Below are 15,121 nucleotides of genomic sequence, written 5' to 3'. Positions count from 1 at the left end.
CCCTGCGACCCGAAGGGATGATGCCATGGCCGCCGACCGCCGCATCGAAGAGATCACCAACCGCATCCGCGAGCGCTCCAAGCCGACGCGTGAGCCCTATGTCGACCGCATCCGCCTGAAGGGCGAGAGCGCGCCCAAGCGCACCGCCCTCAACTGCGGCAACCTCGCCCACGGCTTTGCCGCCTGCGGCCCGACCGACAAGGCGCGGCTGACCGGCGACACGACGCTCAATCTCGGCATCATCACGTCCTACAACGACATGCTCTCGGCCCATCAGCCGTTCGAGACCTACCCTGAGATCATTCGCCAGACGGCGCGCGAGGCTTGCGCGACGGCGCAGGTCGCGGGCGGCGTGCCGGCCATGTGCGACGGCGTCACGCAAGGCCAGATCGGCATGGAGCTGTCGCTCTTCTCGCGCGACGTGATCGCCATGTCGGCCGCTGTCGGCCTCAGCCATGACATGTACGACGCCGCCGTCTATCTCGGCGTCTGCGACAAGATCGTGCCGGGGCTCGTCATCGCGGCGCTCTCCTTCGGCCACCTGCCGGCGATCTTCGTGCCGGCGGGCCCGATGACGACGGGCCTGCCCAACGATGAGAAGGCGCGCATCCGTCAGCTCTACGCGGAAGGGAAGGTGGGCCGCGACGCGCTGCTCGAGGCCGAATCGAAAAGCTACCACGGGCCGGGCACCTGCACCTTCTACGGCACGGCCAACTCCAACCAGATGCTGATGGAGATCATGGGCCTGCACACGCCGGGCTCGTCCTTCGTCAATCCGAACACGCCGCTGCGCGACGCCCTGACCCGCGAGGCGACGCGCCGCGCCCTCTCGATCACCGCGCTCGGCAACGAGTATACGCCGGCCGGCCTCGTGGTGGACGAGCGGGCGGTGGTCAACGGCGTCGTCGGCCTCCATGCCACCGGCGGCTCGACCAACCACACGCTGCATCTCGTCGCGATGGCCGCCGCAGCCGGCATCCAGCTGACCTGGGCCGACATTTCAGACCTCTCGGAGGTCACGCCGCTGCTCGCGCGCGTCTATCCCAACGGGCTCGCCGACGTGAACCACTTCCAGGCGGCCGGCGGCATGGGCTTCCTGATCCGCGAGCTCCTGTCCCACGGGCTCCTGCACGACGACGTGCGCACCGCCTGGGGCACCGGCCTCTCGGCCTACACGGTCGAGGCGAAGCTCGGGGACGAGGGGCAGGTCGTGCGCGTACCGGCGCCGGCCGAAAGCGGCGATCCGAAGGTTCTCACCACCGCCGACAAGCCGTTCTCCTCGAACGGCGGCCTTCGCGTCCTCAACGGCAATGTCGGCAAGGCCGTCATCAAGGTCTCGGCGGTGAAGCCGGAAAAGCGCGTCGTCGAAGCGCCAGCCCGCGTCTTCCACGACCAGGACTCGCTGCAGCGCGCCTTCAAGGCGGGGGAACTGACGGGAGATTTCGTCGCCGTCGTGCGCTTCCAGGGACCGAAGTCCAACGGCATGCCCGAGCTGCACAAGCTGACGCCCTCGCTCGGCGTTCTGCAGGACCGCGGCCAGAAGGTGGCCCTTGTCACCGATGGGCGCATGTCCGGCGCGTCCGGCAAGGTGCCGGCCGCGATCCATGTGACGCCGGAAGCCCTCGACGGCGGGCCGATCGGCAAGATCCGCGACGGCGATCTGATCCGCCTCGACGGCGAAGCCGGCACGCTGGAAGTGCTGGTGGATCCCGCCGAGTTCGCGCGTCGCCCCAACGCCGAAGCCGACCTTTCGGGCAACGAGGTCGGGCTCGGGCGCGAGCTCTTCGCCGTGTTCCGCCGCGCCGTCGGCACCGCCGATACGGGTGCCAGCGTCTTCTGACGCCGGCACAGCAGCCGGCCGTTCGCGTGACATTTGCCGCCGTTCGGTTAGAGGTTCGCAGGAGGTGAAGCCGCCCCGGCGGCTTTTCCGCGCCCCTGCCCTTCGGAACTGCCGATGCTGCCTCGCCTTCTGTCCCTTCTGCCCCGCGGCTCGTTCCGCTCGCTCGGCATCGTCCACGACGTCCTGATCGCGGCCATCGCGATCTCGCTGTCGCTCGGCCTCGCCTTCGGCTTCCGCATCACCTTCAACAACTGGCAGATCTGGTCGCTGATCGTCGCGTTCACGGCGCTGTCGGCGGCGATGTTCCCGCTGTTCTCGCTGAACAGCGGCGCCTGGCGCTATGCCTCGCTCCTCGACGTCCTGTCGATCATCAAGGCGGTGACGGCGATCAACGTCGTCTTCCTCGCCGGCCACTTCATCCTCTTCCGCGGCCTCTATCTGCCGCGCTCCTCGCTGGTGATGACGTGGTTCATCATGATCGTCGGTCTCGGCGGCCCGCGCCTCGCCTACCGCCTGTGGAAGGAGCGCGGCCTGTCGGCGCGCTTCTTCGACACGAGCGGCATCCGCGTGCCGGTCGAGAACGTCGTGATCTACGGCTTCGCCGACAATGCCGACCTCTTTATCCGCGACGCCCGGCGCTCCCACCACGGCGTCCACATCGTCGGTCTCGTGGACGAAAAGGCGAAGAACCAGGGGCGCCAGCTTCACGGCGTGAAGGTGCTCGGGGCCCTCGCCGACCTGCCCGAGATCGCCCGCCGGGCCGAGCTCGGCGCGACGCCGATCAACCAGCTGATCGTCGCCAAGGCCCAGGTGCCGCCCGCCGAGCTCGCGGCCGTGGTCGAGGTTGCGGCGCCCCTCAAGATCGCGGTGAAGCGCCTGCCCGATATCTCGCGCGCCGGCGATCTCGGCGAGGCGCCGATCGAAGTGCTTCCCGTCTCGCTCGAAGACCTCCTCGGCCGCCGCGAGATCCGGCTCGACATCGACGAGGTGGCGCGGCTGATCGAAGGCCGCTGCATCGCGGTGACGGGAGCCGGCGGCTCGATCGGCTCCGAGCTCGTGGCGCAGATCGCCTCGTTCAAACCGAAGCGCCTCGTCCTCATCGACGCCGGCGAGTTCAACCTCTACTCGATCGGCCGCCGCATGGCCGACCAGCATCCGGGCGTCGAGACCGTCGAGCGCGTCGCCGACGTGCGCCAGCGTGCGCGCATCATGGCGATCTTCGACGAGTGGAAGCCGGAGGTGATCTTCCACGCGGCGGCGCTGAAACACGTGCCGATCGTCGAGGAAAACCCGCTCGAGGGCATCGAGACCAATCTTCTCGGCTCGCGCAACGTCGCGGACGCCGCCCTCGGCTGCGGGGCGCTCGCCTTCGTCATGGTGTCGACCGACAAGGCGGTGAACCCGACCAACGTGATGGGCGCCACCAAGCGCGCGGCGGAAGCCTATTGCCAGGCGCTGGACCTCGGCCAAGCCGGCACGCGCTTCATGACCGTGCGCTTCGGCAACGTCATGGGCTCGGCGGGCTCGGTGATCCCGCTCTTCCAGAACCAGCTGTCGCGCGGCGGGCCGCTCACCGTCACCGATCCCGACATCACCCGCTTCTTCATGACGATCCCGGAAGCCTCGCGGCTGATCCTCCATGCCGCCGGCCACGGCATCGCCGACCGCGCGGCGGAGGGGCAGATCTTCGTGCTCGACATGGGCGAGCCGATCCGCATCACGGAACTCGCCGAGCGGCTGATCCAGCTGGCGGGCCTCCGGCCCTACAAGGACATCCGCATCGAGTACACGGGGCTTCGAAAGGGCGAGAAGCTCTACGAGGAACTGTTCGGCGAGGGCGAAACCCGCGAGGACACCGGCCTGCCTGGGCTTCTGATCGCCCGCTCGCGCGTTTCGGACGTCGCCTTCCTGGGCGCCCGCTTCGAAGCGATCGCAGAGGCGATCGCCGCCGGCGACGCCCCAGCGGCCGTCGCGCTTCTCTCGGACGTGGTGCCGGAGTTCGGCCGCGCGCGCCTGTCGAACGCGGCCCTCATCAGCCCCGCCCTGCCGGCGCCGCGCCCGGAGGCGTAGCGCCCCTGGCGTTCAGCCGTGTTCGACGTCGGCCCGGTCGGCGATGTCGGCACGGCGCCCGCGAGCGGCCGCGAGGCGCAGGCTGATGCGCTCGCGCCGTTCGTCGGCAGACAGGGTCTCCGGCGCAGCGGGTGCGAGATGCGGCGCGCCGAGGCTGCGGGCGCCGCGCACGGCGCCGAGCTCGCGGATTCTCTGACGCAGCGCCTCGCGGCGTGCCTCGATCTCGCTGACGCCCGTCGGAGCGTCATCCTCGTCGTCGGAAGGGGTCTCGTCGATCCGGGGCACCACGGGCGGCTCGGCTTCGGCCACCGGCTCGTGGATGGCTTCCTCCGGCGCCTCGACCGCGACCAGCTCGACGATCCGGTCGTCCTCTTCGGCGCCCGTCGCGACGATAGGCGTCTGGCGGGCTTCCTCCGGCTCCGCATCGGCGGCGTCGAACGAGCCGCCGCGCAGCGACCAGTCGCCCTCGCTGGTGTCGAGCGCCGGGGCAGGTTCGGGCGTCGAGGGCTCGGGCGATGCCGCGACGGGCGCTGCCGCAGCGACCGCGGCGACCGGCACGACGGCGGGTTCCGCCATGTGATCCGGCATTTTGCGCTCCCTGGCGCGCGTGGCCTTCGCCGGTGCCGCGACCGCGGGCGAGGCGGTGCCGTTGATGGCGCGCACCATCGCAACGAGAAGCGCCAGCGCGATCCCGAGGCCGATGCCCCCGACGAAGCCGAGGATCACCACGATCTTGCGCGACAGGCTGGAGGGCTGGAACGGCACCGTGGCGTCGGAGATCACGCGCACGTTGGTGGTGTTGAGCCGCTCCTGCTCGCTCGTCTGGCGGGCCCGCAGAAGATAGGCCTCGTAGACCGCGCGCGAGGCGTCGACCTCGCGCTCCAGTTCGCGCAGCCGCACGAAGGCGCCGCTGGTCTCGATCTGGCGCGAGCGCAGGGTGTCGATCTGGCCGGTCAGGTCGCGCTCGGTCGCCTGGGCTCTGGCGAGTTCGGTCTGGGCCGAGGCGACGATGCGCGACAGTTCGGTCTCGATCGCGCGGCGCGCGGTGGAGAGCGCTTGGTCGGCGGCGATGCGCTGGGGATGGCGGGGCCCGAGGCGCGAGGCGAGGATCGCCTGGTTCTGCGCGGCCTCCGAATAGACCTGACGCAGGCGCAGGAGCGATTCCGAGTTGAGGCCTTCCGGGAAGGAGCCGGCGGCGATGTCTTCGACGCTCGCTTCGCGCAGCGAGCGGGCGCGCACGTTCAGCGAGGTGATCTGCGAGCGGACGTCCGCCAGCTGGTTGTTGACGCGGGTGATGTAGTCGTCGTCGATCAGCCGTCCGCCGACGCCGACGAGCTGGTTCTGCGCCTTGTAGGCCTCCGCCGCGTCCTCGGCCTGGACGACGCGGGCGCGAAGTTCGGCGAGGCGCGACGACAGGGCCTCGGTCGCGCGCCGGGCAAGGTCCGACTGCGCGCGTCCCTGCTCGGCGATGAAGTTCTGGGTCGTCAGGTTGGCGAGACGCGCCGCCTTGTCGGCGTCCTCGCTGGTCACCGAGACGTTGATGACGAAGCTGTTGGCGTTGCGCACCGCCGAGATATGGCGCCACAGGTTGGTGACGGTGCGCAGCTCGCGCGTGTCGGCCGCCGCGACGGGATCGTCCGACATCAGCGCGGAGAGGGTCGCCGACAGATTGCCGAGCCACGTCTCGCGCAGACCGTTGAACTCGGTGTCGGCGGTGAGGTTCGCCTCGCGAACGACGCGCAGGAGCACGCTGTTCGAGGTCATCACAGAGATCTGGCCCTCGACGAGGGCGAGCGCGGCGTCGGTGTTGAGGCCGTTCGCCGTCGGGGTCAGCTCGTTCTGGACGAGATTCAACTCGCGCGGGTCGAGGACGATCTGCGCGGTGGCGGTGTACTGCTTTGGCTGCGACAGGGCGAAGGCGCCGGCGACCGCAGCGCCGAGAACGCCCGCCAGCAGAATCTTGCGTCTCGCCCGCCAGACCGAGGCGGCGAGATAGGCCGGATCGAGGAAGCTCTCGTGGCGGCGCACGGGTTCCACCTCCGGAACGGGATCCCAGCGGGACGCGGGGCGGGATGCGGCATCCTCGGCGTAGAACATGGAAAGGCCCTGGACAGGAGCGGCGCGGTTTGCAGCCCGCACCTTTCACTGCTCATGGCAAAGAAAGGGTTAATCCCCTGCTGTCTGATGCACGGGCGTCAGCCCTGCGACAGCCGTCGGCGCAGCATGGCGTACCATGCCTTCGGCTGGAGATCGGCGTCGAAGGGCAGCGGACGGCACGGCTGGCCGTCTTCGCGCGGCATGACGTCCTCCACCCAGTTGTAGCGATCCGTCAGCCCCCAGGTGATGACGGTTTCGGGGCGCTGGCCGCCCATCAGACCGTCGAGGAAGTCGCCGACGACCTTGGCGGCGGCGGCATCGATCTCCGCCGGCCCGCCGCGGACCTGGAAGTCGATGACGTCGAGCTCGGTGGCGAGGAGCCCGACCCCGAGGGCCTTCAGGTCTGCGCCGAAGCGCGCCAGCGCCTCCACGTCGATCTCCTGGTGGGCGTAGAGGTGTCCCTGGATGCCGACCGCATCGATGCGGATGTCGGCCTTCTGCAGCTGGCGCACGATCGACAGGACGATGGCGCGGCGCTGGTCGAAGCGGGGCCCGCGAAACTCGAGGTCGTAATCGTTGAGGACGAGCCGCGCCGTCGGATCCGCGCGCGCGGCGGCCTGGAAGGCGACGGGAATGTGTCGGGGCCCGAGCCGGCGCAGCCAGAACGTGTCGCGCAGGGGGCCGCGATGCTCCTGCGGATCGTGCGCGATGACCTCGTTGACGACGTCCCAGCTCGTCAGCCGGCCCTTGCAGTGGTCGGCGACGCGCTCGATGTGCTCGACGAGCGCCCGTTCGAGATCCAGGGGGTCCTCGATCGCTTCGAGCCAGGGCGGGTTGGTCGACCACCAGACGAAGGTCGTGCCGCGGGCACTCTGCCCGTTGGCGTCCGCGAAGGCGAGGAGGCGGTCGGCGCGGCTGAAATCGAACTGCCCGCGCTCCGGCTGGACCAGCGCGAACTTCAGCTCGTTCATCGGCATCACGAGGTCGCATTCGCTGGTGAAGAGCTGGCGATAGCCGAGATCGTCGAAATACTCGTTCTGGATGGCGGCGCCGAACGGGACGCCCGTGCCGCGCGCCGACGCCGTGGCCGGAATGCCGGCGGCCAAGGCGGCGGCGCCGGCGAGGAGCGAACGCCGCGTTAAGCTCGGGCCGGTATGGAAGGGGGAGCGCGGCGCGGCGCGGGGAGCGCTGCTTTGGTCGTTCGTCATCCGTCCCCGCCCTTCCAAGGTGCCCCATGCGACGCCCCGGATTCCTGACAGGAAGTCTTGAAGCAAAGCTGAAGATGGCCCGCGACTACGCCAAGCTGCTCGGCGGGTCGGGCGGCCGGCTGGTGCTGTCGCTCGCCTATTTCACCGCGGTCGCCAACGTCCTCACCGTCTCGGAGTTCGGCCTCTTCGCCACGGCGTCAGCCACCGGCATCGTCCTGTCGCGCGTGGCCGGGCTCGGCTTCGTCTCGCCGCTCTACCGCTCGGCGACCCGCAAGCCCCATCTCGTCGGCACCTATACCGCCGGGCTGCTCGCCGCCTTCGTCCTCTCGCTGCCGCTGGTCGCGCTCGGGGCCGCACTGTTCTATCTCGGCGTCTTTGCCGGCGACATGGCGCTGGCGCCCTTCGCTGCGATCCTCGCCGCCGAGATCGTCTGCTGGCGGGCGCTCGAGGTCGTCTGCATCGTCAACAACGGCATGAACCGCTTCGGCCGCGCCTCCGTGCTGGTGGTGATCGGCACGGGCGCCAAGGCGCTCGCCGCGCTCGCCTTTGCGGGAACGGTGGGCCGCGAGGGCGGGCTGGCCGCCTGGAGCCTGTTCTACCTTGCCGCCAACGGGCTCGCGGCGCTCGGCGGCATCCTGTTCCTCTATCCGCGCCAGCGGCTGCGCTGGCGGCCCGACCTCTATCGCCGCCGTGCCGCCGACAGCATCGCCGTGGCCGGGGCCGAGGTCCTGTTCTACCTCCAGTCCGAGCTCGACAAATTGCTCGTCCTCTCGCTCGGGGGCCCGCATATCGCCGGCCTCTACGCCATGCTGATGCGCCTCGTGGACCTTACCGCCCTGCCCGTGCGCTCCTTCAACATGATGGCGGTGCAGGCGCTGATGCGGCGGCCCGACCGGCTGGACTCCTGGCGCGTGCGCTGGGGCGTCGAGGCCGGAATCGCGCTGGTGTCAGTTGGCGGCCTCGCCGTGCTCGGCCTCATCCTGCACGCCCGCCCGACGCTGCTCGGCGCCAATGTCGCGGATGCGGCACCGCTCGTCCTGATGGCGCTTCTCGTGCCCGCCTTCCGCAATCTCGTGGAGTACGAGGGCGAACTCCTCTACGCCCGCGGCCGCACGGGCACGCGCGCCGTGGTCCTCGGCTTCCTGACGCTGACCAAGGGCGCGCTCCTGACGCTGGTCCTGCGCGGGGGCGAGGCGGCGGGCGACACGGCCTGGGTGGTCGGTCTCAACGGCGTGTTCGCCGCCCTCTGGCTCGCCTCCGCAATGGCGACCTACACCGCGCTCGACACGCGACGGATGCCGATCGCGCGGCCGGCCTGAGCGGCCGGCGGCGTCAGAGGCCGACAGCGCGGCGGATCAGGGCGGGGTCGGTGCCGGTGAAGGACTGGAGGCCGATCGCCACCTGATGGGGCGCGAGATCGGCGAGAAAGGCGGCAAGGCCCATCTCGTCGAGCGGCGGCCCGTCCCAGTAGACGGCGCAGCGCTGCGTGGCGTCCGGCGCATGGCGCTCCGGCCGTGCCTCCGCTTCTTCAACGAAGCGGCCGTAGATCGTGCATTCGGAGAGGGCCCGCGAGGCGCACAGCACCATCATCGCCGGCCGCCGGCCGACCGCCGCGATCCGGGCGAGAAGGTCGCGCACCGTGTCGCGACGCCAGGCGATCAGCGTGCCGATATAGGTGGTGCGGGTCGACACGGGAGGCCGAAGCCCGATCAGGCGGGCGGCGCGCAGGGCCCAGCTCTCGTGCTCGGCCTGGAGATGGGGGAGCACGCGGTCCATGCCGTCCGGCACGCGGTAGAAGGCGACGCGCCCGCCGGCCTCCATCGACCGGACGTCGAAGGGCTTCACGAAGACGACGTCGGAATCCAGCGACACCATCGCCGCCTCCGCCATCGTCTGCGCCATCGCGAAGCGGCGCAGCTGCTGGACGTGCCAGCCGTGCAGCGGCAGGCCGAACGGATGGATCCAGAGCCGGCGGCCGCGCTGCCGCGGGTGGTTCACCGGCCGCAGCCACCAGGGCAGGAGATCGCGCTCGCTGACGACCCGTCGCCGAGGGCCTTCGAACCCCTTGAACAGCGGGAGATCGCGCGCCTCGACGAGAAGGTAGTGCGTCTCGAAGCCCGTGACGAAACGATCGATGCTGTCGCACAGCAGGCGGCAGCGTTCCAGATCGCCGCGATAGCTCGAGGTGACCAGCGCGAAGCGCATCGACGTCACTTGCGAAGACGCTGGTGGGCGATGCGCGCGAGGAAGGCCGGATTGCCGGCGAGGTAGCGCCGCGCGAGACGCCGCGGCTCCATCAGGAGGCGCCAGATCCATTCGATCCGCAGGCGCCGCACGAAGGCGGGCGCCCGGGCGACCTTGCCGGCGGTGAAGTCGAGAAGCGCGCCGACGGCGAAGGCGACCGGCGCCTCGCGCGCGCCGACATGGCGGGCGAGGAAGCGCTCCTGCCGGGGCACGCCGATGCCGACGAGAAGCACGTCGAGCCGCGCCAGGCGGATCCAGTCGAGCAGCCGCTCGGTCTCCTCGCCCTCGGCGAAGAACCCGTGCGAGACCGCAATGAAGCGATGCTGCGGGAAGCGCTCGCCGAAGCGCTCGGCCGCGCGGTCGACGATGCCCGGCTCGCCGCCGACGAGGCCGACGCGCAGCTCGCCCTGCGTCTCGCCGAAGAAGCGCGGCAGGAAGTCGGTGCCGTTGAGGTTCTCTGGGAACGGCTCGCCGAACAGCATGCGCGAGCCGACGTCGACGCCGATCCCGTCGGGCAGGCACAGCATCTCGGACATCACCGCCGCATAATCCGCATCGGTCATCGACACGTTGACGCAATGGGCGTTGACGAAAGCGATCTGCAGGCGTTGGCGCGAGGCGATGGCCGCGTCGATGCGGGCGATGGCGTCGACGCCGGTGACGACGGCGACATCGAGGCCGCCGAGCCGCCGGACAGGTGTCTGTGCGTCGGCCCGTTTGCGGATGACGACCGGTTTACCGGCCGCGGGCTGGATGGGCGCGGGATCGATCATGACGCAAGTGCCTCCATCGCCGGGACCGCCGGTCCGCTCGCTTCCTCCGCACCCAGACCGACGAGCGCCAGCCCGGCGCGCACGCCCCGCTCGCAGTCGAGCCGCTGGCGTTCGGCAAAGGCGCGGCCGTCGAGGCGCAGGACCTCGCCGGCGCGCTCGCGGGTCACGAGGTCTTCCAGGGCGCTGGCAAAGCCCACCCCATCGCTCGCCACGCGCACGTTGCCGGGCAGGGCCGCGCCGATGCCACGGAGCGCGGACGGGGTCGCGACGGCCGGCATGCCCTCTTCCAGGGTCTCGATCGTCTTCAGCTGAACGCCGGTGCCGCCGCGCGTCGAAAGCGCCACGACGCGCCCCGAGCGCACGAAGGCCTGTGCGTCCGGCACGCGCCCGAGAAAGGATACGTTGCCGGGTGCCTGCGGCGGCGTGCCGTCGAACCGACCGGCGACGCCGACCGTGATGCCGGGCGACAGGCGCGGCGCGACCTCGGCGGCGAACCAGTCGAGCCCGAGACGGTTGGGCGCCCAGCTCCAGGTGCCGATCATCACGACATCGAACCGCCGCGCGCCGTCGTCGGCGGGCGCCGCGCCGCGACCGATGCCGAGGCTGAGCGGGATCGAACGTGGATCGCCGGACAGACCCAGCCGCTCGGCGTCAGCGACGGCCAGGCTATGGACGACGCGCGCGGCGGCGCAGAGGCGCTCTTCCGCCGCGCGCAGGAGCGTCGCCTCGCGGCGATAGAGGAAGCGGGATGCGGCGCTGCCGGCGCTCCGCCCCATCTCGGCGGCCGAGAGATGCTCGACATTGTGCGCGACGAAGATCGGCGGGGCGATGGTGAGGAGGCCGGGAAAGGCGATCGGAAGCTGTGCCGCCGACAGCACCACGGCATCGAAGGGTCCGGCCGCGCGCAGGCGCCCGAGAAGCGTCGCCTCCGGCATCACCCGGAGCTTGGCCGCGCCGACCGGTAGGCCGCGGCGGATCGCGTTCAGCACCCAGCGCACCTTGCGCGCGCGCCCGGCCCCCGCGTTTTCGATCGCGACCTCGCCGAGATCGACATGGGCGACGTCCGGCAGCGCCGCGCCGGGGCGCCGGAAGCCCGCCACCGTCACCCGCGCCCCGGCCGCGCGATAGGCGTCGGCGATCGCACGGTTGGCGATCTCGAAACCGGTCGCCGGTTCCCGTTCGGGCAGGAGCGATGTCGCGAAGAGGATATGCATCGGCGCTACGATTCACCCTGTTTGATCGCCACATTAGCACCCCGCCCGTTGCGATTTCGTCAAAGCCGGCGTTTTAACGCGTCATCTTCGCCGCTTATTCAGGACTGCCGCGCTAGCGTGCCGGTCATGGAAGATCACAAGCCCGCCTCCCCTTGCGTCACGATCGAAGCGCGCTCGCCGCATGCCGCAAGCGGGTTCGAGGCGGTGGTGATCCTGCCGACCTTCCGCCGTCCCGACGGGCTCCTGCGGACGCTGGCCTCGCTGGCGGCGCAGGTGACGAAACGGAACCTTGCCGTCGTCGTGATGGAAAACGACGCGGACGGCCGGGCGGGCCTTGCGGCGGCGCGCGGCCTCTTCGAGACCGGAGCGATGGCGGGGCTCGTCCTCGTCGCGCACGAGCGCGGCAACTGCTCGGCCTACAATGCCGGCTTCAAGGTCGCGCACGCCGAGTTCCCCGCAATGCGCCACTGCCTCGTGATCGACGACGACGAGGCGGCAGGCCCGGACTGGGCCGAGCGGATGATCGAGACGGTGGAGCGGCTCGACGTCGATGTGGTCGGCGCCCCGCAGGTGCCGGTCTTCGAGGGGCCGGCGCGCGACGCCGTCGCCCGCCATCCCGTGTTCCGCCCGCCCTACGGCGCGACGGGCCGCGTCCCGATCCTCCTGTCGTCCGGCAATCTCTGCCTCACGCGTGCGCTGCTGGAGCGCATGGGCGACCCGGTCTTCGACACCGCCTTCAACTTCACCGGTGGCGGCGACTCCGACTTCTTCTCGCGCGCCGCCCGCAAGGGCGCCCGCTTTGGCTGGTGCGCGGAAGCCCCGGTCGACGAGACGGTGCCGGCGCGCCGCACGGAATGGTCGTGGCTCCACGCGCGCTCGCTGCGCAACGGCGCCCTGTCGAGCGCCATCCAGCGGCGGCGCGACGGGCGCGTGCGCTCGGCCGCCAAGACCGCGGCGCTTCTTCTTGCCGCCCCGCCTCGCGCCATCCTGCAGGCGATCCGCCAGCGCTCGCTCCTGATCGGCCTCTACCCCTTGCAGATCGCGCTCGGCCGCGTGCAGGGCGAGTTCGGACGGATCGGCGAGCAGTACCGCAAGCCGGAAGCGAACTGACGGGAACCGGACGGTCGGACCGGCCGCCCCTTCCCTTCCGCGAATCGATGGGCTAGACGGGCCGCCCCGCCCCGTTCCCCGTTTCGACGCCTCGCCCGGCCGAGGTGGCGACGCCGTTCCTGCATGAGCCCGCCCCCATGTCCGCCTCCTTCGCCGGCCTCGACTTCGGCACCACGAACTCGACCCTGTCGCTTTGCGCCCCCGGCGGCGCGCCGCGGCTCCTGCCCGTCGAGGGCGACCACCTGACGATCCCCTCGGCCCTGTTCTTCTCGCTGGAGGACGGCCAGACCTACTTCGGCCGACGCGCCGTCTTCGAATATGTCGACGGCGCGGAAGGCCGCTTCATGCGCGCGCTGAAAAGCATCCTCGGCTCGTCGCTGATGAAGGAGACGACGCAGGTCGGGCGCCAGCGCATGAGCTTCGAGGCGCTGATCGGCACCTTCCTCGAGCACCTGCGCAAGACGCTGGAGCGCGAGAGCGACGCGCCGGTCGACCGCATCGTGCTCGGCCGTCCCGTGCGCTTCGTCGACGAGAGCGACGCGGCCGACCAAGAGGCGGAGGACCAGCTCGCCTCGGCCGCGCGCGCGCAAGGCTTCGCCCATGTCGAGTTCCAGTACGAGCCGGTCGCCGCCGCCCTCTACTTCGAGAGCGGGATGAACGCCGAGCAGGTGGCGCTCGTCGTCGATATCGGCGGCGGCACGTCGGACTTCTCGATCCTGCGCCTCGGCCCCGACCGCGCCCGGCGTCCCGACCGCGCCGACGACATCCTCGGCACCACCGGCGTCCATGTCGGCGGCACGGATTTCGACCGGCTCCTGAACATCGCCCGCATGCAGCCGCTGCTCGGGCTCGGCTCGACCACGGCCGACGGCAAGCGGACGCTGCCGGTCTGGTACTTCAACGATTTCGCGACCTGGCACCGCATCAACACGCTCTACACGCCCAAAGTGCTGGCCGACATCCGCTCGCTCGCCAAGGAAGCCGCCGAGCCGGAGAAGCTGAAGCGCATGGAGCACATGCTCGCGCACCGCTCCGGCCACCGCCTCGCCGGAGCGGTCGAGCGGGCGAAGATCGCCCTCACGCACGAGGACGAGGCGACGATCAGCCTTCGCGAATCGGGCCTGACGCTGGAGGCTCCGGTGACGCGGCCCGAATTCGAGGCGGCGACGGCCGAGCTCGTGGAACGGATCGACGGCGCGATCGCCGCCTCGCTCCAGCTCGCCGGCATCGGTCCGGAGGCGATCGAGACGGTGATCCTGACCGGCGGCGGCGCGCAGGTGCCGGCCGTGGCGAGGGCGGCGACCGCGCGCTTTCCGGAAGCGCGCGTCGCCCTATCGGACGCCTTCGGCTCGGTCGGCCTCGGCCTCGGCCTCGACGCGGCCCGCCGCTTCGCCTGAGCGGTTTGCCAGCGGCGGTCGCCCCGCGCTAGGGAGGGCTCCCCGACACGAGGAGCCTTGAGCCCATGACCGCACTGACGCTCGACACCGCCCGCCGCATCGTCGAGGCCGCTCGCGCCAAGGGGCGCGAGCTCGGCCTGAAGCCGCTGACCGTCGCGGTGCTCGACGCCGGCGGCGACCTTCTGGTGCTGGAGCGCGAGGACGGTGCCTCGCCGCTGCGCCCGGCGATCGCCATCGGCAAGGCCAACGGCGCGGTGCAGATGGGCATGGGCTCGCGCGCGCTGTGGAAGCGCGCCGAGGAGCAGGCCTATTTCATCGATGCGATGAACACGCTGACGAGCGGCTCGCTCGTGCCGGTGCCGGGCGGCGTGCTGATCCGCGATGGCGGCAAGGTCGTCGGCGCGGTCGGCATCACCGGCGACACCTCGGACAACGACGAGGCGGCAGCGTCCGCGGGCATCGAGGCCGTGGGTCTCACCGCCGACGCCGGCTGATTTCTTCCGCAATGCAGCAGGGGCGGCGCGCGGGATATTGCGCCGCCCTCGCCTCTTTGCCACTCTTCCCGCCATGGAACCCCGCCCCGCCCTTGCCGTCCTCATCGTCGACGAGAACCGGGCGCGGGCCGCGATCATCGAAGAGGGCCTGCGCGAGGCCGGCCACGAGCGCGTCCACATCGTGGCGGACGCGCAAGGCTTGGTGCGCGAGATCGAGGCGTTCCGGCCCGACGTGATCGTGGTCGATCTCGAAAACCCCAATCGCGACCGGCTGGAGGCGTTCTTCCAAGTCTCGCGCTCGGTGCGCCGGCCGATCGCCATGTTCGTCGACCGCTCCGACGCCGCCTCCATGGAGGCCGCGATCGCCGCCGGCGTCTCGGCCTATGTCGTGGACGGGCTGAAGAAGGAGCGCGTCAAGCCGATCCTCGACACGGCCGTCCTGCGCTTCGAGGCCTATTCGCGGCTGGAGCGCGAGTTGCAGGACGCGCGTTCGGAACTTGCCGACCGCAAGGTGGTGGAGCGCGCCAAGGGGCTTCTCATGCGGATGCGAGGCCTGTCGGAAGAGGAGGCGTATCGCCTGATGCGCCAGACCGCCATGAACGAGAAGAAGAAGCTCGTGGACATCGCCCGCTCGCTGGTGACGGCCGCAAGCCTTCTTGGCGGGGAGGATTGAG

At 70.7% G+C, this 15,121-nt stretch carries 12 protein-coding genes; 7 read left to right on the top strand and 5 right to left on the bottom strand.

Annotation, left to right across the window (positions count from 1 at the left end; translation table 11 throughout):
• Positions 1-25 precede the first annotated feature (25 nt).
• Complete coding sequence (gene edd / locus ACLNGM_RS08395; RefSeq protein ID WP_416357943.1) at positions 26-1,840, top strand: phosphogluconate dehydratase; 1,815 nt, start codon at positions 26-28, stop codon at positions 1,838-1,840.
• Positions 1,841-1,954: 114 nt separating this feature from the next.
• Positions 1,955-3,910, top strand: a complete 1,956-nt coding sequence (locus tag ACLNGM_RS08390; RefSeq protein ID WP_416357942.1) for a polysaccharide biosynthesis protein — start codon at positions 1,955-1,957, stop codon at positions 3,908-3,910.
• A gap of 12 nt (positions 3,911-3,922) precedes the next feature.
• On the opposite strand, the gene ACLNGM_RS08385 is transcribed toward ACLNGM_RS08390, so the two are convergent.
• Both ACLNGM_RS08385 and ACLNGM_RS08380 read right to left on the bottom strand, forming a co-directional pair.
• Complete coding sequence (locus ACLNGM_RS08385; RefSeq protein WP_416357941.1) at positions 3,923-6,007, bottom strand: GumC family protein; 2,085 nt, start codon at positions 6,005-6,007, stop codon at positions 3,923-3,925.
• A gap of 98 nt (positions 6,008-6,105) precedes the next feature.
• Entirely contained in the window at positions 6,106-7,215 is a 1,110-nt protein-coding gene (locus tag ACLNGM_RS08380; RefSeq protein WP_416357940.1) for an endo-1,4-beta-xylanase, read from the bottom strand.
• Between the two features lie 74 nt (positions 7,216-7,289).
• On the opposite strand from ACLNGM_RS08380, the gene ACLNGM_RS08375 reads away from it, so the two are divergent.
• On the top strand, positions 7,290-8,534 hold the full coding sequence (locus ACLNGM_RS08375) for a lipopolysaccharide biosynthesis protein (protein ID WP_416357939.1): 1,245 nt from the start codon (positions 7,290-7,292) through the stop codon (positions 8,532-8,534).
• Positions 8,535-8,547: 13 nt separating this feature from the next.
• Here the strand turns inward: ACLNGM_RS08375 and ACLNGM_RS08370 are convergent, their stop codons facing one another.
• From ACLNGM_RS08370 to ACLNGM_RS08360, 3 genes are read right to left on the bottom strand one after another with little or no spacing between them, the layout of a single operon-like run.
• Positions 8,548-9,420: a DUF6492 family protein gene (locus tag ACLNGM_RS08370; protein WP_416358415.1), complete on the bottom strand. Its 873-nt coding sequence runs from the start codon at positions 9,418-9,420 to the stop codon at positions 8,548-8,550.
• 5 nt (positions 9,421-9,425) lie between these two features.
• Positions 9,426-10,232 carry a WecB/TagA/CpsF family glycosyltransferase gene (locus ACLNGM_RS08365; RefSeq protein ID WP_416357938.1) on the bottom strand — a complete coding sequence of 269 codons (807 nt, stop codon included), beginning with the start codon at positions 10,230-10,232 and terminating at the stop codon, positions 9,426-9,428.
• Complete coding sequence (locus ACLNGM_RS08360) at positions 10,229-11,446, bottom strand: glycosyltransferase (RefSeq protein ID WP_416357937.1); 1,218 nt, start codon at positions 11,444-11,446, stop codon at positions 10,229-10,231. Before ACLNGM_RS08360 ends, ACLNGM_RS08365 begins: the two co-directional genes overlap by 4 nt.
• A 126-nt stretch (positions 11,447-11,572) precedes the next feature.
• Between ACLNGM_RS08360 and ACLNGM_RS08355 the strand changes: the two genes are divergently transcribed.
• The 4 genes from ACLNGM_RS08355 (at position 11,573) to ACLNGM_RS08340 (ending at position 15,120) form a co-directional block, all read left to right on the top strand.
• The gene (locus ACLNGM_RS08355; protein WP_416357936.1) at positions 11,573-12,556 is read left to right on the top strand and encodes a glycosyltransferase family 2 protein; all 984 of its coding nucleotides are present in this window, start codon (positions 11,573-11,575) and stop codon (positions 12,554-12,556) included.
• A 137-nt stretch (positions 12,557-12,693) separates the two neighbouring features.
• Positions 12,694-13,953: an Hsp70 family protein gene (locus ACLNGM_RS08350; RefSeq protein WP_416357935.1), complete on the top strand. Its 1,260-nt coding sequence runs from the start codon at positions 12,694-12,696 to the stop codon at positions 13,951-13,953.
• 65 nt (positions 13,954-14,018) lie between these two features.
• Complete coding sequence (locus ACLNGM_RS08345) at positions 14,019-14,447, top strand: GlcG/HbpS family heme-binding protein (protein WP_416357934.1); 429 nt, start codon at positions 14,019-14,021, stop codon at positions 14,445-14,447.
• 73 nt (positions 14,448-14,520) lie between these two features.
• Complete coding sequence (locus tag ACLNGM_RS08340; protein WP_416357933.1) at positions 14,521-15,120, top strand: ANTAR domain-containing response regulator; 600 nt, start codon at positions 14,521-14,523, stop codon at positions 15,118-15,120.
• Position 15,121 lies beyond the last annotated feature (1 nt).

This window comes from Aureimonas phyllosphaerae, from assembly GCF_047943035.1.
Taxonomy (GTDB): Bacteria; Pseudomonadota; Alphaproteobacteria; order Rhizobiales; family Rhizobiaceae; genus Aureimonas; species Aureimonas phyllosphaerae.
Note: the sequence above shows the minus strand (reverse complement) of the source record. Positions and strands in the feature narration are given on the sequence as shown.